The sequence below is a fragment of the Janthinobacterium sp. SUN206 genome (genome assembly GCF_030587305.1).
Taxonomy (GTDB): domain Bacteria; phylum Pseudomonadota; class Gammaproteobacteria; order Burkholderiales; family Burkholderiaceae_D; genus Janthinobacterium; species Janthinobacterium kumbetense.
In genome coordinates, this window is the sequence record NZ_JAPWIB010000001.1 from 206162 (window position 1) to 227743 (window position 21582).

Annotated in this window: 20 protein-coding genes; 12 read left to right on the top strand and 8 right to left on the bottom strand. The window is 66.2% G+C overall.

The window, feature by feature from the left end:
- Position 1: 1 nt before the first annotated feature.
- A complete protein-coding gene (locus tag O3300_RS00855) occupies positions 2 to 1201 on the bottom strand; it encodes a YbfB/YjiJ family MFS transporter (RefSeq protein ID WP_305051668.1) in 1200 nt (399 codons plus the stop codon).
- A gap of 311 nt (positions 1202 to 1512) precedes the next feature.
- Between O3300_RS00855 and O3300_RS00860 the strand changes: the two genes are divergently transcribed.
- The 4 genes from O3300_RS00860 (at position 1513) to O3300_RS00875 (ending at position 3990) form a co-directional block, all read left to right on the top strand.
- Positions 1513 to 2187 (top strand): CsgG/HfaB family protein, encoded by a 675-nt coding sequence (locus O3300_RS00860; RefSeq protein ID WP_077403418.1) that lies wholly within the window; start codon positions 1513 to 1515, stop codon positions 2185 to 2187.
- An 8-nt stretch (positions 2188 to 2195) separates the two neighbouring features.
- Positions 2196 to 2564, top strand: coding sequence for a DUF4810 domain-containing protein (locus tag O3300_RS00865; RefSeq protein WP_231958215.1), 369 nt, complete (start codon positions 2196 to 2198; stop codon positions 2562 to 2564).
- On the top strand, positions 2561 to 3223 hold the full coding sequence (locus O3300_RS00870; RefSeq protein ID WP_034788080.1) for a DUF799 domain-containing protein: 663 nt from the start codon (positions 2561 to 2563) through the stop codon (positions 3221 to 3223). Before O3300_RS00865 ends, O3300_RS00870 begins: the two co-directional genes overlap by 4 nt.
- Positions 3224 to 3297: 74 nt before the next feature.
- Positions 3298 to 3990 (top strand): hypothetical protein, encoded by a 693-nt coding sequence (locus O3300_RS00875; RefSeq protein ID WP_305051669.1) that lies wholly within the window; start codon positions 3298 to 3300, stop codon positions 3988 to 3990.
- Positions 3991 to 4012: 22 nt separating this feature from the next.
- Here the strand turns inward: O3300_RS00875 and O3300_RS00880 are convergent, their stop codons facing one another.
- Positions 4013 to 4861 carry a siderophore-interacting protein gene (locus tag O3300_RS00880; RefSeq protein ID WP_305051670.1) on the bottom strand — a complete coding sequence of 283 codons (849 nt, stop codon included), beginning with the start codon at positions 4859 to 4861 and terminating at the stop codon, positions 4013 to 4015.
- Between the two features lie 92 nt (positions 4862 to 4953).
- Between O3300_RS00880 and O3300_RS00885 the strand changes: the two genes are divergently transcribed.
- A complete protein-coding gene (locus O3300_RS00885) occupies positions 4954 to 5532 on the top strand; it encodes a TetR/AcrR family transcriptional regulator (RefSeq protein ID WP_305051671.1) in 579 nt (192 codons plus the stop codon).
- Between the two features lie 52 nt (positions 5533 to 5584).
- Here O3300_RS00885 and O3300_RS00890 read toward each other — a convergent pair whose 3' ends face one another.
- Together O3300_RS00890 and O3300_RS00895 are read right to left on the bottom strand one after the other, a co-directional pair.
- Complete coding sequence (locus O3300_RS00890) at positions 5585 to 6685, bottom strand: tryptophan 7-halogenase (RefSeq protein ID WP_305051672.1); 1101 nt, start codon at positions 6683 to 6685, stop codon at positions 5585 to 5587.
- Positions 6682 to 8547: a LodA/GoxA family CTQ-dependent oxidase gene (locus O3300_RS00895; protein WP_305051673.1), complete on the bottom strand. Its 1866-nt coding sequence runs from the start codon at positions 8545 to 8547 to the stop codon at positions 6682 to 6684. The genes O3300_RS00890 and O3300_RS00895 overlap by 4 nt, the downstream gene beginning before the upstream one ends.
- A 249-nt stretch (positions 8548 to 8796) precedes the next feature.
- On the opposite strand from O3300_RS00895, the gene O3300_RS00900 reads away from it, so the two are divergent.
- The 3 genes from O3300_RS00900 (at position 8797) to O3300_RS00910 (ending at position 11020) form a co-directional block, all read left to right on the top strand.
- Positions 8797 to 8973, top strand: coding sequence for a hypothetical protein (locus O3300_RS00900; protein WP_305051674.1), 177 nt, complete (start codon positions 8797 to 8799; stop codon positions 8971 to 8973).
- Between the two features lie 77 nt (positions 8974 to 9050).
- Positions 9051 to 9716: a response regulator transcription factor gene (locus O3300_RS00905; RefSeq protein WP_305051675.1), complete on the top strand. Its 666-nt coding sequence runs from the start codon at positions 9051 to 9053 to the stop codon at positions 9714 to 9716.
- Complete coding sequence (locus O3300_RS00910; protein WP_305051676.1) at positions 9710 to 11020, top strand: ATP-binding protein; 1311 nt, start codon at positions 9710 to 9712, stop codon at positions 11018 to 11020. The genes O3300_RS00905 and O3300_RS00910 overlap by 7 nt, the downstream gene beginning before the upstream one ends.
- 62 nt (positions 11021 to 11082) lie before the next feature.
- On the opposite strand, the gene O3300_RS00915 is transcribed toward O3300_RS00910, so the two are convergent.
- On the bottom strand, positions 11083 to 11721 hold the full coding sequence (locus O3300_RS00915) for an NAD(P)H-dependent oxidoreductase (protein WP_077403440.1): 639 nt from the start codon (positions 11719 to 11721) through the stop codon (positions 11083 to 11085).
- A 121-nt stretch (positions 11722 to 11842) separates the two neighbouring features.
- A complete protein-coding gene (locus O3300_RS00920) occupies positions 11843 to 12841 on the bottom strand; it encodes an aldo/keto reductase (protein ID WP_305051677.1) in 999 nt (332 codons plus the stop codon).
- Between the two features lie 116 nt (positions 12842 to 12957).
- On the opposite strand from O3300_RS00920, the gene O3300_RS00925 reads away from it, so the two are divergent.
- A complete protein-coding gene (locus O3300_RS00925; RefSeq protein WP_305051678.1) occupies positions 12958 to 13845 on the top strand; it encodes a LysR family transcriptional regulator in 888 nt (295 codons plus the stop codon).
- Here O3300_RS00925 and O3300_RS00930 read toward each other — a convergent pair whose 3' ends face one another.
- Together O3300_RS00930 and O3300_RS00935 are read right to left on the bottom strand one after the other, a co-directional pair.
- On the bottom strand, positions 13846 to 14931 hold the full coding sequence (locus O3300_RS00930) for an ATP-binding protein (RefSeq protein WP_099664300.1): 1086 nt from the start codon (positions 14929 to 14931) through the stop codon (positions 13846 to 13848). It abuts the gene before it with no gap.
- Complete coding sequence (locus O3300_RS00935) at positions 14931 to 15680, bottom strand: response regulator (RefSeq protein ID WP_099664299.1); 750 nt, start codon at positions 15678 to 15680, stop codon at positions 14931 to 14933. Before O3300_RS00935 ends, O3300_RS00930 begins: the two co-directional genes overlap by 1 nt.
- Positions 15681 to 15843: 163 nt before the next feature.
- Here O3300_RS00935 and O3300_RS00940 point away from each other — a divergent pair, with 163 nt between their 5' ends.
- The 3 genes from O3300_RS00940 to O3300_RS00950 are packed head-to-tail and all read left to right on the top strand — an operon-like array spanning position 15844 to position 21539.
- Entirely contained in the window at positions 15844 to 16971 is a 1128-nt protein-coding gene (locus O3300_RS00940; RefSeq protein WP_305051679.1) for an efflux RND transporter periplasmic adaptor subunit, read from the top strand.
- 33 nt (positions 16972 to 17004) lie between these two features.
- A complete protein-coding gene (locus O3300_RS00945; protein ID WP_305051680.1) occupies positions 17005 to 20151 on the top strand; it encodes an efflux RND transporter permease subunit in 3147 nt (1048 codons plus the stop codon).
- Entirely contained in the window at positions 20151 to 21539 is a 1389-nt protein-coding gene (locus tag O3300_RS00950) for an efflux transporter outer membrane subunit (RefSeq protein ID WP_305051681.1), read from the top strand. Before O3300_RS00945 ends, O3300_RS00950 begins: the two co-directional genes overlap by 1 nt.
- The last annotated feature ends 43 nt before the right edge of the window (positions 21540 to 21582 follow it).

Sequence of the window (21582 nt, forward strand, 5' to 3'; positions counted from 1 at the left end):
CTTACGCACCCGCCGCCAGCGCCTTTTGCCGTGCGGCCAGCGCCGCGCCGATGAAGAGGGCGATGGCCGAGGCGATCAAGCCCCGTTCCAGGCCGGCCGGGCCGTCGGCGATCCAGCCGACAACGATGGGGCCGACGATCTGGCCCAGCGCGAATACCGTCGTGTAGGCGCTGATGCCGGCCGTCCAGGATTGTTGCGGCAGGTTATGCCGCACCAGGGCCGTGGTCGACGCCACGACCGACAGGAACACGGCGCCGAAGACGAGTCCGGAGAGGAACACGACGGGGACAAAGCTCGTCAGCGCGGGCAGGATGGTCGCCGCGCCCAGCACGCCATTCAATATCGCCAGCGATTCGCCGCCCTTGTAACGGTCCAGCATGCGCGCCCAGATGCGCGACGACGCCACCACCGCCAGGCCCAATACCGTGTAGAACACCGTGATCAAGGTGGGCGGCATGCCTTGCTGCTTGAGCAGGGCGATGACGAAGGTCATGTAGCCGATGTAGCCGACGCCGAACATGAAGTAGCCGGCCAGGCTGGGGGAAAAGTCGCGCCAGGCGAAGCGCCGCGGCGTGTCGACGGCACGCGGCGCTTCGCCGATGGCTTTTGCCGGCAAGGCCATGACGGCGGTGGCGAGCAGGCAGGCGATGCCCAGTGCCAGCCACGGCCATTGCCAGGCATGAGCGGCGCCGTGCTGCTGGGCGGACGCCAATGCGGCCGGCACCAGCAGGGCCGACAGCGCGATGCCGAATCCCGTGCCGCCGTAATACAGGCCGATGTAGAAGCCGGCGCGCTGGCTGTGTATGGAGCCGAGCCGCGCCGCCAGCACGCCGCCGGCGATGAAGATGAAGGCGCTTGCCACGCCCGCGCACACGCGCTGCAGGAACAGGGTGGCCGTATCGCTGACGAGGCCCGACATCAGCATGAAGATGCTGGCCAGCACGGAACCGACGATCAGCAAGCGCCACACGCCCAGGCGGCGCATCAGGGCCGGCGTGGCCAGGGCGCCGAGAAAATAGCCGAGCGCATTGAAGGTGTTCATGGCCCCTGCCAGCAGGTAGGACCAGCCCAGGTCGGCGCGCATGGGCGGCAGCAGCAAGCCATAGGAAAAGCGCGACAGGCCCAGGGCGACGGCCGCGCCCAGCGAGAGCGCCAGCGCCGTGGCCAGCGGATGGGCCGGGGAATGATCGTGTATCGGCATGGCCAGGAGACCCGTCCAGGTGGAAAACGTGGAGTTGGCGCCGGAGTGGGGCGGGCCGGCGGGCGAAGTCCGAGAGGGACAGTGGCACAGGGCGCTGACGGCGCGCTTTTTTACTACTAAGTTAATGAATCGGCCCCAGGAAGTCAAGCAGGGCCGCGCCTGAGTAGCGCCGGCAATCATGCAATCCTTGCCATCGTTACTTTTGGAGAGAATTGTGAGACATGCAATACCATATAATTGCCATTAGGAAATTAACTTGCCAAAAATCAATTTCGCAGGTTGCTCCTGATCCTCCATATCATAAGGGCACTATGAACAAGAATAAACCCGGCGCGTTGTTGATTGCAGCGCTGATTGGCGCGGCGTTGGCTGGTTGCGCTTCCGAATCCTCGCAAGCTTTGGCTGTCCCCACGGTTGCCAGCGCAGCCCGTCCCTACGTTGGTCCACGCACCCTGATCGCTGTCGGCAAATTCGACAACCGCTCGAACTTCATGCGCGGCATCTTTTCCGATGGCGTCGACCGCCTGGGCAGCCAGTCGAAAACGATCCTGATTGCGCACCTGCAGACGTCCAACCGTTTCAATGTGCTCGACCGCGACAACATGGCGGAACTCAAGCAGGAAGCCGAGTTCAAGAAGCAGGGCCAGAATATCAAGGGCGCGGATTTCGTCGTCACGGGCGACGTGACCGAATTCGGCCGCAAGGAAGTTGGCGACAAGCAATTGTTCGGCATCATGGGCCGCGGCAAGACGCAAGTGGCATATGCCAAGGTCACCTTGAACGTCGTCAACATCGCTACGTCGGAAGTCGTGTTTTCGGCCGCCGGCGCCGGTGAATACAGCCTGTCGAACCGCGAAGTGCTGGGTTTTGGCGGTACGGCCAGCTATGACGCGACCCTCAATGGCAAGGTGCTGGACCTGGCCATGCGCGAAGCGGTCGAGCGCCTGGTGGCTGGTGTCGAAGCGGGCGCAATGCGCAAACAATAAGGTATCCCATGAAAACAATGATGAACAAGGGCGCAGCCCTGCTGGCGCTGCTCGCCTGTGCCGCCCTGACCGGTTGCGCCACGCAATCGAAGACCCTGTACCAATGGGAAGGCTACCAGCCGCAAGTGTACGAATACCTGAAGGGTGAAAGCCCGGAACAGCAGATCGCCGCCATGGAAAAAGACTTGCAAGTGATCGGCGCGAAGGGCAACCACGCGCCGCCGGGTTTCCATGCCCACCTGGGCATGCTGTACTCGATCGCTGGCAAGCCGGAGCAAGTCGAAGCGCAGTTCGAAGACGAGAAAAAACTGTTCCCGGAATCGACGCCGTACATGGACTTCCTGTTGGGTAAAATGAAAAAAGGCGAGAAATTATGATGTCGCGCATGTTGAAAATGGCCTTGTGTCTGGGTCCCGCCATCTTCATGGTCGGTTGCGCCACCAAGCAGGCGGCCTACGATTACACCGCCTTCAAGGCAGCCAAGCCCCGCTCCATCGTGGTCTTGCCGCCGTTGAACAACTCGCCGGAAGTCAATGCCGGCAACAGCGTCTACGCGCAAGTGACGTATCCGCTGGCCGAAGCGGGATACTATGTGCTGCCGGTGGCCGTGGTCGGTGAAACCTTCAAGCAGAACGGTTTGACGAACGCCGCCGATATCCACGGCGTCGACGCGAAAAAGCTCAACGAGATCTTTGGCGCCGATGCGGGCCTGTACGTGACGATTTCCAAGTACGGCACGACCTATGCCGTGATCGACAGCGTGACGGTAGTGTCGGTCGATGCCAAGCTGGTCGACCTGAAGACGGGCGCCTTGCTGTGGCAGGGCGCGGCCAGCGCGTCGAGCAACGAAGGCAATAACAGCGGTGGCGGTGGCTTGGTCGGCATGCTGGTGACGGCGGCCGTCAAGCAGATCATTAATACCAGCACCGATGCCAGCCATCCGCTCGCCGGCACGGCAAATGCGCGCATGCTGTCGGCCGGCGTGCCGAATGGCTTGCTGTACGGTCCCCGTTCGGAACGCTACCTGGCGCAGTAATCGTTCGCGAATAGCGTGCTTACGCCCTGCATCAGCCAGGGCAGGGGCAGTGACAACCGGCGCCGGAGGAAATCGTGGACTCGTCCTCCGGCGCTGTCTTTCCTGAGTTCGTGCAGATTCCAGGCAGGGAGCAAGCGATGGGCATTCAATTCAACGTCCGCTACAACGTGGAAACAGACGATTTGCTAGGCAACTCCGTGCTGGTTTTCCTGAAGCTGCACAACCCGCAGGGCCATTACCGCAGCCATGCCTGGCAGGTGTTGACGGGGTCGGCCGGCGCCACCGAATCGTTCCACTACGAGGACAGGATCTCGACCGACGTGAACAGTTTCGGCATCACCGGGAACAAGATCGTCTCGGGCCGCCAGGTCATCGCGCCGGGCCAGCTGCTGTCGGCCGTGAGCCCGCATGGCTTGTCGCCGCTGCTGCAGCCAGCCGCCGCCTCGCTGGCGCAATCGAAGTTGACGCCGTCGCAATGCGGCGTCATGAACGAGACCAGCCCATTCACCCCATTCAGCTGCAACTGGTACGTGAACGACCGGCCGGTTGCGACCATGCCCGATGTCGATGCCAACATGACGGTCGGTTTCGAATACCTGCCCAGCCTGTATTTTGTGGTGGCCATGCGGCCGGCAGCGGGCCAGACCTACAGCCTGGAGAGTTTCCAGGACATGACGCAGTATGCGATGCCGGTCTCGGCTACCGAAGTGGACGTTACCTTGCGCCGCAGCCAGGACGCGTGGCGCTTCGACTTCGCCGCCCGCTAGCGCGCGCCGCGACCGGCGCCGCTCACACTTCGACGGCCAGGTCGTCGAAATCGGCCAGGGTGCCGCCATTGGCGATCAGCTGCTCGAAATTTTGCCGGCGGCGCAGATCGATGTCCGTGTTGCTGACGCCCCGTTTCCAGTAGCCGGCCACCAGCACCTGTTCCTTGGACAGGCCGGCGTCGACGCGAAAATGCTGGCGGATGGCGCGCATTTCATCGCGCTCGCCGGCGCCCCAGATCGCGTAATCGTGCGGATATTGCAAGGCCCTGGCCTGGGCCGCCAGCGGCCCGTCCGGCGCCACGTGGGCCGTGCCGAGGCGTTGCAACGCCAGGCCCGGCACGGTGGGCAGCTCGGCAAAGGCGGCCGCATCATCCGTCACCACCCATCCGATGCCGCTCGCGCCGGCGGGCCACTGCTGCAGCATGGCGTACAGCGCGGGTATGCCCGTTTCGTCGAGGAAGAGGGCGATTTTCTTTTCGGCACCGGCAGGAACGACGAACTGCGGGCGCGGCCCCGTCAGGCGGAAGACCTCGCCCACGCGCAGGTTGTTACCCCAGTGCATCATCGGACTCGCGTGTGCATGCCGCACGATATCGAAGGTAAACGCGCCTGCCTGCGCGTCAAAGCTGCGCACGGTGTAGATGCGCGACGCGCCGCCATACGCTGGTCCGTCGAGGTGGATGCGGAAGGCCACGTTGGGCAACGCCCATTGGGGATCGTCGCCGGAACGGTCCAGGCGGGCCGTGACGCGCAACACGCTGGGAACGGGATGCGCGATGGCGACGACGGCGGCCGTGACGTCATGCAGGCTGCGGTCATGCTCGGCATTGCGCAAGGGACCGTTGGATTGCTGTTCTACTGGTGTTGCCATGGTAAGTACTCCTTGGTATTGGGTAATTAGTTTCATCATGCTAAACTAATTAACTGAAACCGACAACGCAGCTGCCGCCACGGACCATAACGATGACTATTGCAAGCACTTCGCCCCGCCCCGGGCGTCCCCCCAGCATCACGCGCGAACGCATCGCCGACGCCGGCATGGCGCTGGGCCTGCCCGCCATGACGTTCACTGGTGTCGCCACCTTGCTCGGCGTCAGCCATGTGGCGTTGTACAAGCATGTGGAGAACCTGGCGGCGCTCAAGCTGCTGGTGGCCGAGGAAATTTTTGTTCGATGGAAACTGCCGGCGACGGGCAACGACGACCTGGAGGGCTACCTGCTGCGTTTCAGCGCCTCGCTGCGCGCGCTGGTCAAGTCGCATCCGGGGCTGGCGCCGTACCTGCTGCGCAGAAAAGCGACGACGCCGGCCATGCTGGCCCGGATCGACGCCCACCAGGCGCAAGTGGCGGACAGCTACCGGCTGCCCAGGGAGCGCGCCCGCTGGCTGCTGTCGACCGTGGCCTTCCACTGCGTGGCCCTGGCCGACACCGTGTATGCGCCGGCCGGCGACGCCTGGGAAGCAGAGGACGATGCGCTCATCGAGGCCGAGTTCGACCTGGGCATGCGCGCGCTGGTGATCGGGGCGCTGGCCATGCAGCCATAGCGGCAGCGCGTGGCAGCACGGCGGCGCGGCGATTTTTTTGCGGGCCGGCGGGTCAGCGGGCCGCGAGCGGCCGGCGCCGGCTCCAGAATGGCGCCGACGGCCAGCGTGTTTCCTGGCCGTAACAGTATGCCAGGTGGCGTCCGTATGCCGCGCCGATGGCCGCCAGTTCCGCATTGTATTGCTGGCAAGCCGTGGCGTCGCCCTGCAGCGTGCGGTCGGCCGCTTCGGCGGCGGCCAGGCCCGTGTAGAGGGCGTTGAAGATGCCTTGCGACGACAGCGGGTCGAAGCTCAGGGCCGCGTCGCCGGCGGCGAACCAGCCTGGTCCTGCGGCGGCGTCCAGGGCGGCCGTATGGGCGGGCGTGGCCAGGGCCGGTGTATCTGCCCCGTAGCCTTGCTGCTCCAGCAATTCCCGCGTGGCCGGCAAGCGCCGCGCCGCCGCTTCCAGCCAGCCGGCATCGCGCAGGGCGGTGTTGCCGAGCAAGTCTGCATCCGTATGCAGGGCCAGCACGCGGCGCTGGCCGGGCAGGGGCGCGCTGTACCACCAGCCGTATTCGCACGCCTCGATGTGGGCAAAGCCCCGCGCGGAGGGCGTGCGTTCATGTCCGTATTGCCATATCGATATCAGCCGGTCGCTGTGCCGGCGCTGCGCGCCCGCTTTGCGGGCCAGCCGGGCGCTGCGTCCCGTGGCGTCGATGACGATGCGCGCCGCCGCGTCGCACGGGCCGTGCTGCGTTTCCAGCCGTACTCTCCAGCCGCCATCGTCCGGCGCGATGTCCGCGACCCTGGCCGAGGCCAGCAGGGCGGCGCCGCGTTGGCGCGCCTCGTCGCGCAGCCACAGGTCGAAGGTGCCGCGCGCCAGGTGCCAGCCGTGGCCATCGGGGTCGCTGAGGAAGTGGTGTTCCGCCCAGGCGCCGTTCCACCACGCGCGGTTGCCGTGGTAGGGCGCATGGCCCTGGCGCAGGAAGGCGTCGAGCAAGCCCATGTCTTGCAGCAGGCGCGCGGCGGCGGGCGGCAGCGATTCACCGATGCGCGCCAGCGGCGCGGCCAGCCGGTCGACCAGCAAGACCCGGTGCCGCCCCGCCAGGTTCAGGGCGGCCGTGGCGCCGGCCGGACCGGCACCGACGACGAGCACGTCGGCCTGCAGCACCGTCACGAGCGGTGCCGCTGCAGATGCCGCGCTTTTTCCGTGCCTTCCAGGTCGACGTCGACAAACTCGTCCGGTATGGGCGCCGCGGCACGCAATGTATGCTTGCCGGCGATCGCTTGCGGCAGGTTTTCCACCTGCAGGAAGGCGGGGAAGCCGCTCACGTCCGTGGGGCCGGGGCGCACCTCGACCACGCCCACTTGCGCTAGGTCGGCGATCATGTTGTTGATTTGCTCTTCATAGTTGATGTTGCCCAGCGGACGTATCCACGCGGCGCGCCGGGCGAAGGCGGCCAGGCGGTCGTCGGTGGGGGCTTCCCGGTTCATCACCGTGTCGTAGGCGAGCTTGCTCATCACCTGGTTCGGCACGCGCGCGGGCCAGAAGGTCGGCACATAGGGATCGTAGTCGGATTGGTAGCCGGAGCGGCAACTGGCCGTGTCCGTTTGCCAAGGCACGGCCATCCAGCGCGTCACGCCGCCGGCGATCTGCGCCGAGCAGGGGCTGCCGATATTGTCCGGCGTCAATACGGCACCGTAATCCGGCTCCACCCAGCCGGGCGGCCGGTGCGCCAGGCGGAACGGCGCGCTGTACATGCTGGCCTGGCGCATGGGCCAGGTCATTTCGCAGCCGGGGTGGAAGGCGTCGGCCAGGCAGAATTCCATGGCCGCGCGCAGCAGGGTGTCCGGCTGCTGCGCCACTTCCACGTCGGCCAGGCTTTGCGGCGGCGTCTTGCCGGGTGCGTAGTCGTCCGTGAACTTGCCGTCGGCCCATTGCTTGAGGAAGCGCAACTGCAAATTGCTCAGCGCGCAGTTCTGGCGCGGCGTGTCTGCCGGCGGGATGGCCATCGCGTCGCCATACAGCCATGGCCACGGCGATGGCGCCCAGGCGTCGCGCTCGAACTGGCGGAACTGGTTATAGATGACGTTGCGCCACTCCTTGCGGTTTTCGGACGGACTGGCCAGGCGCGCCATCCATTCGTCGCGGCTGAACGGCGTGCTGCCATCCCAGCCGAAGGCGGCCGCGAAGCCGGCGTTGACCCATTGCAGGTTGGACAGGCGCTCGAAAATGGGACGGATGTCGTCATGGAACGAGGGAACGGCAGGCGCGGTAATTTTGTTTTCGGAAACAAACAGGTCGCGCATCAAGTCCCACATGGTGCGCACCGACTTTTGCTGCGGCGCGTAGTCGGGCGGCGCGACGACCACCCAGGCCATGTCGACGGGCAAGGCATGGCCCTGGTAGTGCACCGTGGCGCAGACGGGGCCGTCGGCCGTGTCGTCATGCCAGCCTTCGTTGTTGGCGAAGGTGATGGCGCGCGCGCCATTCCACGAGGCGGACTTGCCATGGCCGCCCAGCACGATCAGCCGTCCCATGGCGTCCGTGCGCAATTCGCCCAGGTAGACGGGCGTGCCCATGAAGCGGCCGCTGTCGAAGGCGACGGCCGGCTGTTCGCTGCCGCCGATCTTGCGCTCGCCCGGCGTGATGGACAGTTGCGCGCGGTCGGTGACGGCCATGTTGCGCAGGAACGAGGGCTGGGTGGCATTCGCCTCGGGAATGTCGAGCGCGATCTGGAACTGATACCACGCCGCCTTGGTGTTGGCCAGCGTGACGGACCATTCGATGTCGGCATTGCTGGCGTTCAACTCGGCCACGGCCACGCCGGCGGCGTTCAGGCCGTAGATGCGAAAGCCCGCCGCCTGGCGCTTGATGGCCCCGGACGCATCGCGGTAATAGCCGGCCGGCCGCGGCGCCGGTTCCGGCACCTCCGGTCCCATAAAGTATTCGCTGGGGCTGTTGCCCACGCGGGCAATGCCGATGGGCGGATAAATCGCCGCCTTGACGATGACGGTATCTTGGGTGGAACTGGACATGGCATGCCTTTCCAGATGCGTGGAGGGAAGGAAAATATACCGCATAAAAAACGCGCCAAATGCGCACATAGTCACGGTATCGCGAATTCACGCCATGCATGGCATGGGCGGACACGCGGGCAATTCAGTTGCTGCGGAGATTGACTTGTTGCCGGCATGTAGCTATCTTGGACTGGTATTGCCTGTTTATCAATATACGAAACAATGTATTGATCCGATATTTTTCTATGCAACCTTTGAAGGAATGATATGAAAATCAAGGCTGTTTTCTGTGTTGGCGCAGTATCCCTGCTGGCCGTTCTGCCCGTATCGCAAGCGGCCCAGCCCGGCGAGGCGCTCGCTGCGGCGGCACCGCTTGCGACAGGCGTGGCGCTGTATCCGCAAGAAGGCAATATCCCGCCGTTCCGCGGGTCCGGGTCCAGGTAAGGCTACCGCGGCAGCCCCTGCGGCGCGGCGCCAGTCAAGGTAAGATGGTGGCTTTTTCAAGACTTTGAGAGGCCCGCGTGCGCGTGTTGCTGGTGGAAGACGATCCGATGATCGGGGAAAGCCTGGTCGAGGGCTTGCGCGGCGAGTGCTATGCCGTGGACTGGGTGCGCGATGGCCACGATGCGGAGCTGGCGCTGGCCGGCTTCGCCTACGATTTGATGCTGCTGGACCTGGGCTTGCCCGGCAAGGAGGGCATGGACGTGCTGCGTGCCATGCGCGCGCGGGGTGCCGAGTTGCCCGTGCTGATCATCACGGCGCGCGACGGCACGCCGGCCCGCGTGGAAGGGCTCGACAGCGGCGCCGACGATTACCTGGTCAAGCCGTTCGACCTCGACGAGCTGCTGGCGCGCATCCGCGCGCTGCTGCGCCGCCGCGTCAGCCGTTCGCGCTCCGTCATCGAGCATGGCGCGCTGATCCTCGACCTGGCCAGCCACGACGTCACGTTCGAGGGCGAGCAGATCAAGCTGCCGCCGCGCGAGTTTTCCGTGCTGCGCGCCTTGCTCGACCATCCGGGCAAGGTGGTGTCGAAGCGCCAGCTGAGCGAAAAGCTGTACGGCTGGGATAGCGAAGTGGAAAGCAATACCGTCGACGTGTACGTGTACCAGCTGCGCAAGAAGCTCGGTGCGGATTGCATCCAGACCGTGCGCGGCGTGGGTTACAAGATGCGGGTAGCATCTTGCTGACCATCCGCCGCCAATTGCTGCTCGGTTTGCTGGCCGCCACCCTGCTGTGCGTGCTGGGCGCCGGCATTTCCCTGTTCCGTTCGCTGCTGGAAGAAACCAATGAGCTGGCCGACTTGCAGCTGCGCCAGCTGGCCGTGGCCTTGCCCGACGAGTTCGAGCCGCAGGAGGGACTGGCCGCCGCGCAAGAGCCGGAAGAAGCGTTCGTGCTGCAGGCGTGGGACGAGGATGGCCAGCCCTTGCCCGTCCTGCAGGAGCAGCCGGCACTGCCGCGCTATGCGCTGGCCGGTTTCGCCGATGTCGAGCTGCACGGCGAGGACTGGCGCCTGTACGGCGAAACGCGGCGCGGCCGCTACGTGCAGGTGGCGCAGGCGCAGGCCGTGCGCGACCAGCTGGCCTGGCGGATGACGATGCGGGCCGGCGCGCCCCTGCTGGTGTTCGCGCTGATCCTGGCGCTGCTGATCGTCGCCGTCGTGGGACGCGCGCTGGCGCCCCTGCACCGGCTGGCCGAGTCCGTGGCGGGCCGTTCGCCGGACGCGCTGACGCCCCTGGCGGCCGACGACATGCCGCCCGAACTGCGGCCCGTGGCGCTGGCGCTCAACAGCCTGATGGGGCAGTTCGAGGCGGCGCTGACGGCGCAGCGCACCTTTGTCGCCGATGCCGCGCATGAATTGCGTTCGCCGCTGACGGCATTGAAACTGCAGCTGCAGGTGGCCGAACGGGCCGGCAGCGAGGAAGAACGGCGCGTGGCGCTGGCGCGGCTGCACGAACGGCTGGACCGCAGCACGCACCTCGTGCGTCAGTTGCTGAGCCTGGCGCGCCATGAAACGGCGCTCACGGTCAGCCAACTGCACACGGTGGACCTGGGACAATTGCTGGAAGCGGCCGTGGGCGACCATAGCGCGCTGGCCGACAGCCGCGCCATCGACCTGGGCGTGGTGGAAGCGCTGCCCGCCAGGGTGCTGGTGCAGGCCGATCCCGACGGCTTGCAAGTGTTGCTGAACAACTTGATCGACAATGCCTTGCGCTACACGCAGCAGGGCGGCCGGGTCGACTTGCAGGCGGCAGTGGAAGAGGGCAGGCCCTTGCTGCGCGTGTCCGACAACGGCCCCGGCGTGCCGCGCCAGCACCATGCGCGCCTGTTCGACCGTTTCTTCCGTCCCGACGGCAACGACGCCTGGGGCTGCGGCCTGGGCCTGTCCATCGTGCGCCACATCGCCGAGCACCACCAGGCCGATATCGCGCTGGCCGACGGCGAGGCGGGGCGGGGATTGCAGGTGACGGTGCGCTTCCCGCAGGCGGCCTGAACGGTCAAAAAAAAAAGCGGATGCCGGTCAGGGCATCCGCTTTTCAGTCACTGGCGTAGCGCTTACGCCAGCTCGGTGATGAATTGCTCGCGCGCAGGGCGCACTTTTTTCAAGTCCACCAGCCAGTCGCCTTCGTCGGCGCGGTAGCCCAGCGGCAGCATGACGACGGAACGCAGGCCTTTTTCGCGCAGGTTCAGGATTTCATCGACCTTGGCCGGATCAAAACCTTCCATCGGCGTCGAATCGACTTGTTCCTGCGCCGCGGCGATCAGGGCCGTGCCCACGCCGATGTAGGCCTGGCGTGCCGCGTGCTGGTAGTTGGTCTCGGCATCGCGCTGCGGATACGTGGCCAGGATTTGCTGGCGATACGCTTCCCAGCCTTCATTCTTGAAGCCGCGCACCTCGTTGACCAGGTCGAAGCGCGCGTTGATGCGTTCCACCGTGTAATTGTCCCAGGCGGCAAACACCAGCAGGTGCGAGGCGTCCGTCACCTGGCCCTGGTTCCACGCGTGCGGCTTGATCTGCTCGCGCAGGGCCGGATTCGTCACGACGAAGACTTCATAAGGATGCAGTCCGCTGGAGCTGGCCGTCAGGCGCACGGCTTCCAGGATGCGCTCGACCTTGTCTTGCGGCACCGTTTTCGTCGGGTCCATTTTCTTGGTGGCGTAGCGCCATTGCAGTGTTTCGAGCAGTGCGGACATGTAAATCCCTTTCATAATGAATAGTTCAGACTGGAAATGATAGCGGATTCAGGCATTTCAAGTGCGGCGGGCAAAAAGAAGCGGTATTCGTACTCAAATTAGCGTACTCGAGTACGCTTGTCTACAGGCCAAGCATGGCAAGTTCCACGTCCGGATAGCGCGCGCCTTGCACACTGGCGGGCGCGATGGCGGCGCCGATGGCGGCCAGCTCGCTGTCGCCCAGGGGGATACGCGCGGCGGCCACGTTTTCTTCCAGGTGCGCCAGGCTGCGGGCGCCGGGTATCGGCACGAGGTCGTCGCCTTGCGCCAGCAGCCAGGCCAGGGCCAGCTGGGCCGCCGTGACGCCGCGCGCCGCCGCCAGGCGTTGCAGTTCTGCCACCAGGTGCGCGTTGGCCGCCATCGCCTGCGGCTGGAAGCGGGGCAGGCTGTGGCGATAATCGTCGGGCGCCAGCATCGCGCTGGACGTGAGCTGGCCCGTCAGGAAACCCCGGCCCAGCGGGCTGTAGGGCACGAAGCCGATGCCGAGGGCGCGGCAGGCGGGCAGCACCTCCGCTTCCACGTCGCGGCTCCACAGCGAGTATTCGGACTGCACGGCCGCAATCGGGTGCACGGCGTGGGCGCGGCGCAGGGTGGCGGCCGACACTTCCGACAGCCCCAGGTGGCGCACCTTGCCCGCGCGCACCAGGCCGGCCATGGCGCCGACGACGTCCTCGATGGGCACGGCGGGGTCCACGCGGTGCTGGTACAGCAAGTCGATGCATTCGATGCCCAGCCGGGACAGCGACGCTTCCACCGCCTGGCGAATATGCTCGGGGCGGCTGTCGACGCCCGCCATGCGTGCCACGCCTTTTCCTTCAGGCAAGATCTTGAAGCCGAACTTGGTGGCGATGCTGACTTTGCCGCGAAATTGCTTCAGGGCGCGGCCTATCAAGTCCTCGTTGGCGTAGGGGCCATAGACTTCCGCTGTATCGATCAGGGTCACGCCCAGTTCCACGGCGCGGTGCAGCACGCGCAGCGAGGCGGCTTCGTCCGCGCCGCCGTAGGCAAAGCTCATGCCCATGCAGCCCAGGCCGATGGGGGCGACGCGCAAGCCGGAGTTGCCCAGTGTTCTGTGTTCCATTTTTCACTCCTCTTCAAAAAAAAGATGCGAGGAGTATGGATGAAGCAACAGCATGCGATAAGATGCCTAATCCTGCATGCATTACTGAATATTGCTCATGAATTGCTTCCCGAATAATGGCTGACCTGAATGAATTGACGGCCTTTGCCGCCGTCGCCCGCCTGCGCAGCTTTCGCAAGGCGGCCCTCGAACGGGACGTCTCCGCGTCCGCCCTCAGCCATGCGCTGCGGACGCTGGAAGAGCGCCTGGGCGTGCGCCTGCTGAACCGCACCACGCGCAGCGTCACGCCGACCGAGGCGGGGCAGCAGCTATTGGCGCGGCTGGCGCCGGCCATGCGGGAAATCGACGATGCCTTGCTGGATCTGAGCGCCTTGCAGGATGTGCCCGCAGGCAAGCTGCGCCTGAACGTGCCCCGTCCGGCCGCGCGGCTGCTGCTGGCGCCCATGCTGGCCAGCTTCGTCGCCCGCTATCCGCGCGTGCAGGTGGACGTGGTGACGGATGACGGCATGATCGATATCGTGCGCGACGGTTTTGATGCGGGCATCCGCTTTGGCGAGCAGGTGGCGGCCGACATGATCGCCGTGCCCGTGGGCGCGCCGCAACCGTTCGTCGTGGTGGCGTCGCCCGCCTACCTGGCGGCGCATGGGGCGCCAAGCACGCCGCGCGACTTGCTGGACCATGCCTGCATCGGACGGCGTTTTCCCAGCGGGCGCCAGTATGCGTGGGAGTTCGCGCAGGCAGGCGAAGGCTTCAGCATCGCCGTTGGCGGCCCGCTGGTGTTCGACGACGATGAATTGATGCTGCGCGCGGCCCGCGATGGCGCGGGACTGGCGTATGTGTACGAGGCCGATGCGCGCGCCGATCTCGCGGCGGGGCGCCTGGCGTGCGTGCTGGAGCGCTGCCTGCCGCCGCCGCCCCGTTACTACCTGTACTACCCGGGCCGGCGCCAGATGCCGCCCGTGCTGCGCGCCTTCGTCGACATGCTGCGCGCCCCGCCCGTGTAGTCAGCCGGCGGGCGGCGGGGCGCCATGCTCGACCGGCCACTTGATGGTAAACAGGCTGCCGCCCGCCTTGCCACGCGTGCAGACGGCGCTGCCGCCGTGGGCGCGCGCGATGGCTTCCACCACGGCCAGGCCCAGGCCGCTGCCCGCGTTCAGGTCGACCCTGGCGCTGTCGCCGCGGCGGAACGCTTCGAACACGTGCGGCGCCAGGTCGTCGGCAATGCCGGGACCCGCATCTTCGACGCTCAGGTAGTACTGGCCGGCCTGCACGCGGGTGCGCACGCGCAGCAAGCCCGGATGCGCGTAGCGGCGCGCGTTGTCGAGCAGGGCCAGCACGATTTGCCGGATGCGCGCCGCGTCGCAGCAGACGGGATGGTCGGACAGGTGCAGTTGCAGCGTAAAGCCGGCCGCTTCCATCTCCTGCGCCAGCAGGCGGCGCACTTCCCCGATTTCCAGGGTCAGGTCCGTCCACGCCATGCGCAGCTGCATGTGGCCGCTGTCGGCCAGGCTCAGGGTGCGCAAGTCTTCGATCAGGCGGCCCAGGTCCTCGACTTGCGCCAGCAGGCTGGAAAACGGCACTTCCTCGGGCTTGAAGACGCCGTCGACGACGCCTTGCAAGGTGCCGCGCAGTATCGTCACGGGCGTGCGCAATTCGTGCGCGATGGCCGCATTCCACGTCTCGCTTTCCTTGGCCGCCCGCTGCAGGCGCTCGGCCATGCTGTTGAAATCGTCGACCAGCATGGCCGTCTCGCCCAGGCTGCGGTCGCCCGCGAAGGCGCGCGCGGACAGGTCGCCATGCGCCACGCGGCGCACGCTGTCCATCACGGAATTGATCGGCTTGAGAATGCGCGAAGCGAGCTTGATGGCGAAAAACGCGGCCAGGCCCAGGCCGAAGATGGTGATGGCGAAGATCCACAGCCATTCGGCCGTCGTCGGCGACCAGTCGTCCGGCTCGGACAGCATGCCGGGATCGATCTTGAAGGCGATGGCGAAGAAGGTCCAGGAACCGATCCAGATGATCAGGATGCCGCTGACCATCAGCACGGACATCGACAGCACGATCTGCCGGTTCAGGCCCGTGAAGCGCATCAGAGGTCGCTTTCCAGGCGGTAGCCCACGCCGCGCAGGCTGGCCGGCATGTTCATCACCCCAGCTTCTTCCAGTTTCTTGCGCAGCTTGCTGACGTGGCTGTCCACCGTGCGTTCCATGGAATTGCTCTCGGGCATGCATGACTCCAGCAATTCCAGGCGGCTGCAGACGCGGCGCGGCGTGCGCGCCAGGTGGGCCAGCAGGCGGAACTCCGTCAGGGTCAGGCTCAAGGGCACGGGCGCGCCGTCGCGCAGCACGCTGGCCACGTACGTTTCCTGGTCGATGTCGATGGGACCGCAGCGCAGGCGCTGGCCGCCCACTGGGTGGTGGCGCACGCGCGAGCGGCGCAGCACGGCCGCCACGCGCGCCACCACCTCGGCCGGATTGAAGGGCTTGATGATGTAGTCGTCGGCGCCCACGCGCAGGGCGGCCAGTTTATCGGCATCCTGGTCGCGCGCCGTCAGCATGATGACGGGCGTTTCGCCGCGCCGCCGCACTTCCGCCAGCACGCCCCAGCCATCGACCCTGGGCATTTGCACGTCGAGCAGCAGCAGGTCCGGCGCCAGCGCCAGGTGCTGCTGCAGCGCTTCCTGGCCGTCGTGCGCGAAGGCCGTGCGATAGCCGTCGCGCTCCAGGTAACCGGCGAGGATGCGGGCGATTTGCGGTTCATCTTCGGCGATCAGGACGAGGGCGGAAGGGGGCGTGGTGGCAAGAAACGAGGGCTGACTGGCGCTGTGATGATAGTTCATGCAAATAGTCTAGCATTCTTCGCGCTCTCCATCGAATCTCCACATTTCTTTGACGGAACATCCATGTTGGCCTTCTATGCTCTTGTTATCTGTCGACCGGACCGCCGGTTGGGATCAGTCATAGAGAAAAGTCATGCCAGTAAAGTACCTCACCAGGAAAAACATGTTGATCGCCGCGGCACTGCTCAGCCTTGCCGCCTGTTCCAAACCCGCGCCGGAAGAAGGCGCGGCGCCGCCCGCTGCCGTGACGGTACTCAAGCTGCAAGCGGCGCCCGTCGTCCTCAGCGATGAATTGCCGGGCAGGGTGGCCGCCTTCCGCACGGCCGACATCCGTCCGCAAGTGGGCGGCATCGTGCTGCGCCGCCAGTTCGAGCAGGGCGCCGAAGTGAAGGCGGGACAGAAATTGTTCCAGCTCAACCCGGCGCCGTTCCAGGCGGACGTCGATTCGGCCGCCGCCGCCCTGCAGCATGCGGTGGCCACGGCCAACCGCGCCAGCAGCCAGGCCGACAGGTTGAAGCCGCTGGTGGAAGCGGACGCCATCAGCCGCCAGGCGTATGACGACGCCGTGGCCCAGCGCGAGCAAGCCGTGGCCACCGTGGCCCAGGCGCGGGCCAGCCTGGCGCGCCGCCGCCTGGACCTGGCCTTCGCCAGCATCGAGGCGCCCATTGCCGGGCGCATCGGCTCGGAACTGGTGACGGAAGGCGCGCTGGTGGGCCTGGCCGATGCCACGCCGATGGCGCGCATCCAGCAGATCGACAAGGTGTATGTGGACGTGCGCCAGCCGGCCGCCGCGCTGGCGGCATTGCAAGCGTCGGGCACGGGCGGCGCGGACAAGCTGCCCGTGACCATTTTAGGCGCCGATGGCCAGCCGCATCCCGTCACGGGCCGCATCCTGTTCTCCGGCATCAGCGTCGATGCGGGCACGGGCGACGCCGTCATCCGCGTGCTGGTCGACAATCCGCAGCGCCAGTTGCTGCCGGGCATGTTCGTGCGGGCCCGCATCGCCCGCGCCGTGCAGGCGAATGGCGTGCTGTTGCCGCAGCAAGCCGTCCTGCACAGCAGCGGCGGCCAGGCGCAGGCCTGGGTGCTCGATGGCACGAACAAAGCAAGTCTTAAACCCATCAGCGTGGGCGACGTGATCGAGCACCAGTACGTCGTCAACGGCGGCTTGAAAGCTGGCGAAACCGTCGTCATCGAAGGCCAGGAGCGCCTGCAGCCGGGCGCCACGGCGGCGCCGCAACCGTGGAAGCCAGCCGTCGTGGCAACGGCGGCTGCCGCCAAGGCGCGTTGATGCACCATATGAATACAATGAAAGCCTAATGACATGCCTCAATTTTTCATCAACCGCCCCGTCTTCGCGTGGGTGGTGGCGGTCTTCATCGTCCTGTTCGGACTGATCGCCATACCGCAATTGCCGATTGCGCGCTTCCCCTCGGTGGCGCCGCCCAGCGTCAGCATCAGCGCCAATTATCCCGGCGCCACGCCGCAAACCATGAACGATTCCGTGGTGGGCCTGATCGAACGCGAACTGTCGGGCGTCAAGCACCTGCTGTATTTCGAGTCGTCCACCGATACGTCGGGCTCGGCCTCGATCACCGTCACCTTCCAGCCGGGCACGAATCCGGAAATGGCGCAGGTGGACGTGCAAAACCGCCTGAAAGCCATCGAGCCGCGCCTGCCGCAAGCCGTGCGGCAAAACGGCTTGACGGTGGAATCGGCGTCGTCCGGCTTTTTGATGATCGTCAGTTTGATCTCGGACAATGGCCAGCACGACGAAGTGGCGCTGGGCGACTACCTGGCGCGCAACGTGACGGAAGAACTGCGCCGCATTCCCGGCGTGGGCAAGGTGCAGCTGTTCGGTTCCGAGCGCGCCATGCGCATATGGGTCGATCCGGCCAAGCTGGTGTCGTACAACATCGCCATGGGCGAGCTGACGGCCGCCATCGCGCAGCAAAATGCGCAGATCGCCCCGGGCCGCCTGGGCGACTCGCCCGCCGTGCACGGCCAGCGCGTGACCATCCCGCTGACGGTGCAGGGCCAGCTGCAAACGCCGGCCGAATTTGCCGCCATCGTCCTGCGCGCGAATCCCGACGGCTCGAAAGTGACCATCGGCGACGTGGCGAAAGTGTCGCTGGGCGCGCAAAGCTTCAATTTCAGCATCCGCGAAAACGGCCAGGCCGCGTCGGGCGCCGCCATCATGCTGTCGCCGGGCGCCAACGCCGTGCAGACGGCGGCTGCCGTGCGTGCGCGCATGGCCGAACTGGCGCACACCATGCCGGCCGGGATCAAGTATTCGGTGCCCTTCGATACGGCGCCGTTCGTGAAGATCTCGATCGAAAAGGTCATCGTCACCCTGCTGGAAGCGATGGTGCTGGTGTTCCTCGTCATGTACCTGTTCCTGCAAAAGATACGCTACACGCTGATTCCCGCCATCGTCGCGCCGATCGCCCTGATGGGGACGTTTACGGTGATGTTGCTGGCCGGCTATTCCGTCAACGTGCTGACCATGTTCGGCATGGTGCTGGCCATCGGCATCATCGTTGATGACGCCATCGTCGTGGTGGAAGCCGTCGAGCGCCTGATGGCGACCGAAGGCTTGTCGCCGAAGGAAGCGACTTCCAAGGCCATGCGCGAAATCACGGGCGCTGTGGTGGGCATTACCCTGGTGCTGACGGCCGTGTTCATCCCGATGGCGCTGGCCAGCGGTTCCGTGGGCGCCATCTACCGCCAGTTCACCCTGGCCATGGCCGTGTCGATCCTGTTTTCGGCGTTTTTGGCGCTGACCCTGACGCCGGCCCTGTGCGCCACGATGTTGAAACCCATCGGTCCGCACGACCATGACAAGAAGGGATTCTTCCTGTGGTTCGACCGCCAGTTTGAGCGCATGACGGCCCGCTATGAAAAGGGCGTGGTGGCGATGCTGAAACGCGCTGGGCGCTCGATGGTGCTGTACGGCGCCATCGTCGCGGCGCTGGGCGTGGCCTTCATGCAGCTGCCGTCGGCCTTCCTGCCGGAAGAAGACCAGGGCTATTTCATTACTTCGATCCAGCTGCCGTCCGACGCCACCATGGAGCGCACGCTCGATGTCGTCAAGTTGTACGAACAGCACGTGGCCACACGGCCCGGCATTGAGGTAAATCAATCGATCCTTGGCTTCAGCTTTTCCGGCGCGGGGCCGAATGCGGGCCTGGCGTTCACCATGCTGAAGGACTGGAAACAGCGCAACGGCGCCACGGCGCAGGAAGAAGTGGCGCTGGCGCAGGCCGCCATGTCGCAGGCGAAGGAGGGCGTGATCATGAGCCTGATGCCGCCCGCCATCGATGAACTGGGCAACTCGTCCGGCTTTTCCCTGCGCCTGCAAGACCGCGCCAACCAGGGCATTGCTGCCCTGCAGGCGGCGCAAAACCAGCTGCTGGGCCTGGCGGCGCAAAGCGCCAAGGTGGCGGGCGTGTATCCGGACGGCTTGCCGCCCGGCGCCAGCGTGCGCCTCGATATCGACCGCACCAAGGCGGAAGCGCTGGGCGTGTCGTTTACGGCCATCGCCGACATGCTGACGGCGGCCATGGGGTCGACCTACGTCAACGATTTCCCGAATGCGGGCCGCATGCAGCAAGTGATCATCCAGGCCGATGCGCCGTCGCGCATGCAGCTGAACGACGTGCTGGCCTTGCGCATTCGCAATAACGCGGGCGGCATGGTGGCCCTGGGCGAACTGGTGCGCCCCGTGTGGAGCGAATCGCCGCTGCAGCTAGTGCGCTACCAGGGTTATCCTGCCGCGCGCATTTCGGGCAGCGCGGCGCCCGGCGTGTCCAGCGGCGACGCCATGCTGGAAATGGAGCGGCTCGTGAAGCAATTGCCGCCCGGCTTCGCGCTGGCGTGGACGGGGCAATCGCTGCAAGAGAAGGAATCGGCCTCGCAAGCGCCCATGCTGATGGCGCTGTCGATGCTGGTGGTCTTCCTCGTGCTGGCGGCCCTGTATGAAAGCTGGTCGATTCCCGTCTCCGTCATGCTGGTCGTGCCGCTGGGCTTGCTGGGCGCCGTGCTGGCCGTGATGTTGCGCGGCATGCCGAACGATGTGTTCTTCAAGGTGGGCATGATCACCATCATCGGCCTGTCCGCGAAGAACGCCATCCTGATCGTCGAGTATGCGCGCCAGTTGCAGGCGCAGGGCAAGGGATTGGTCGAGGCGACGGTGGAAGCGGCCAGATTGCGCTTGCGCCCGATCCTGATGACGTCGCTGGCGTTCGCGCTGGGCGTGGTGCCGCTGATGCTGGCCACGGGCGCCAGCGCCGAGACGCAGCATGCGATCGGCACGGGCGTGTTCGGCGGCATGATCACCGCCACCGTGCTTGCCGTGTTTTTCGTGCCCGTGTTCTTTGTCGTGGTGCTGGGCGCCGTCGACAAGATGGACCGTTATTTCAACAAACGCAGTAATCGCATCGCCGTCAAGGCGGTGGAAGGAGAGTTGTAATGCGTTTGATTTTTATCACGCCGCTGGCCGCGCTGGCCTTGTCGGCCTGTTCATTGACGCCGCCGCTGGTCAAGCCGGCGCCGCCGATTCCCGCCGCATATGCCGAGGCCGCCGCGCCAGGCACGGCCGACACGGCGGCCAACCTGGGCTGGCGCCAGATGCTGCTCGACGCGCGCCTGCAGCGCCTGGTCGACATCGCGCTGGAAAACAACCGCGACCTGCGCGTGGCGTCCCTCAACGTGGAAGCCGTGCGGGCCCAGTACCAGATCCAGGATGCGGGCCACTATCCGGCGATTGGTCTCAACGGCGGCGGCACGCGCCAGCGCGCTGCCGATGCCACGGGACAAAATCCCACGGTGCAAAACCAGTTCACGGCCGGCATCGCCATGAGCGCGTTCGAAATCGACCTGTTCGGCCGCCTGCGCTCGCTGTCGGAGGCCGCCTTTGCGCGCTACCTGGCCACGCAGCAGGGCCAGCGGGCCGCCCACATGGCCCTGATCGGCGCCGTGGCCGACGCCTACCTGGAACAGCGCCTAGCCGAGGAACAGCTGGCGCTGGCCCGGCAAACCCTGCTCGATTGGCGCCAGGCGCTGCTCCTGACGCAGCGCCTGCACGGCGCGCAGCAGGGCAGCGGTCTTGATGTAGCGCAAGCCGAAGGGCAGGCGGCCACGGCGGAAGCGGACGTGCAGGCCCGCGAGCGGGCGACTGCCCTGGCGCGCAACAACCTGGAATTGCTGCTGGGCGCGCCGTTGCCCGCCGACTTGCCGGCGGGCCGGCCGCTCGATGGCCAGCCCGTGCTGACGCAGCTGCCGCCCGGCCTGCCGTCGGACTTGCTGGCGCGCCGTCCCGACATCCTGCAGGCGGAATACGCGCTGGTGGCGGCGAATGCGGAAATCGGCGCCGCGCGCGCCGCCTTCTTCCCGCGCCTGTCGCTGACGGCGCAGCTGGGCCTGGCCAGCCCGGAACTGGGCGACCTGTTCCGCGGCGGCGCGCGCAGCTGGTCGTTCGCGCCGCAAGTGACGCAGCCGCTGTTCCAGGGCGGCCAGCTGCGCGCGGAGCTGCAGCTGTCGCGCCTGCGCAAGGACGTGGCCGTGCTGCAATACGAGCAAGCGATCCAGGCGGCCTTCCGCGACGTGCGCGACGGCCTCGCGGGCAGCGCCACGTATGCGCAGCAGATCGCCGCGCAGGAACGCGTGGTGACGGCGGCGCAGCAGCGCCAGCGCCTGTCGCAGCTGCGCTACGACGCGGGCCAGGACAGCCGGCTGGAATTGCTCGACGCGCAGCGTCAGTCGTATGCGGCGCAGCAAGCCTTGCTCGACGCGCGGCGCGACCAGTTCAAGTCGGCCGTGGCCCTGTACAAGGCGCTGGGGGGCGGGCTGGAAGAGTAGCCCGCCTTGCGGGGGGGCGGCCAGCCGGGCGTGGGCTTGCCAG

Bases quoted from the DNA above. Each gene is read 5' to 3' on its own strand.
- O3300_RS00855 (WP_305051668.1), bottom strand. From the start codon at position 1,201: ATGCCGATACACGATCATTCCCCGGCCCATCCGCTGGCCACGGCGCTG.
- O3300_RS00860 (WP_077403418.1), top strand. From the start codon at position 1,513: ATGAACAAGAATAAACCCGGCGCGTTGTTGATTGCAGCGCTGATTGGC.
- O3300_RS00865 (WP_231958215.1), top strand. From the start codon at position 2,196: ATGAAAACAATGATGAACAAGGGCGCAGCCCTGCTGGCGCTGCTCGCC.
- O3300_RS00870 (WP_034788080.1), top strand. From the start codon at position 2,561: ATGATGTCGCGCATGTTGAAAATGGCCTTGTGTCTGGGTCCCGCCATC.
- O3300_RS00880 (WP_305051670.1), bottom strand. From the start codon at position 4,861: ATGGCAACACCAGTAGAACAGCAATCCAACGGTCCCTTGCGCAATGCC.
- O3300_RS00885 (WP_305051671.1), top strand. From the start codon at position 4,954: ATGACTATTGCAAGCACTTCGCCCCGCCCCGGGCGTCCCCCCAGCATC.
- O3300_RS00895 (WP_305051673.1), bottom strand. From the start codon at position 8,547: ATGTCCAGTTCCACCCAAGATACCGTCATCGTCAAGGCGGCGATTTAT.
- O3300_RS00900 (WP_305051674.1), top strand. From the start codon at position 8,797: ATGAAAATCAAGGCTGTTTTCTGTGTTGGCGCAGTATCCCTGCTGGCC.
- O3300_RS00915 (WP_077403440.1), bottom strand. From the start codon at position 11,721: ATGTCCGCACTGCTCGAAACACTGCAATGGCGCTACGCCACCAAGAAA.
- O3300_RS00920 (WP_305051677.1), bottom strand. From the start codon at position 12,841: ATGGAACACAGAACACTGGGCAACTCCGGCTTGCGCGTCGCCCCCATC.
- O3300_RS00925 (WP_305051678.1), top strand. From the start codon at position 12,958: ATGGCTGACCTGAATGAATTGACGGCCTTTGCCGCCGTCGCCCGCCTG.
- O3300_RS00930 (WP_099664300.1), bottom strand. From the start codon at position 14,931: ATGCGCTTCACGGGCCTGAACCGGCAGATCGTGCTGTCGATGTCCGTG.
- O3300_RS00935 (WP_099664299.1), bottom strand. From the start codon at position 15,680: ATGAACTATCATCACAGCGCCAGTCAGCCCTCGTTTCTTGCCACCACG.
- O3300_RS00940 (WP_305051679.1), top strand. From the start codon at position 15,844: ATGTTGATCGCCGCGGCACTGCTCAGCCTTGCCGCCTGTTCCAAACCC.
- O3300_RS00945 (WP_305051680.1), top strand. From the start codon at position 17,005: ATGCCTCAATTTTTCATCAACCGCCCCGTCTTCGCGTGGGTGGTGGCG.
- O3300_RS00950 (WP_305051681.1), top strand. From the start codon at position 20,151: ATGCGTTTGATTTTTATCACGCCGCTGGCCGCGCTGGCCTTGTCGGCC.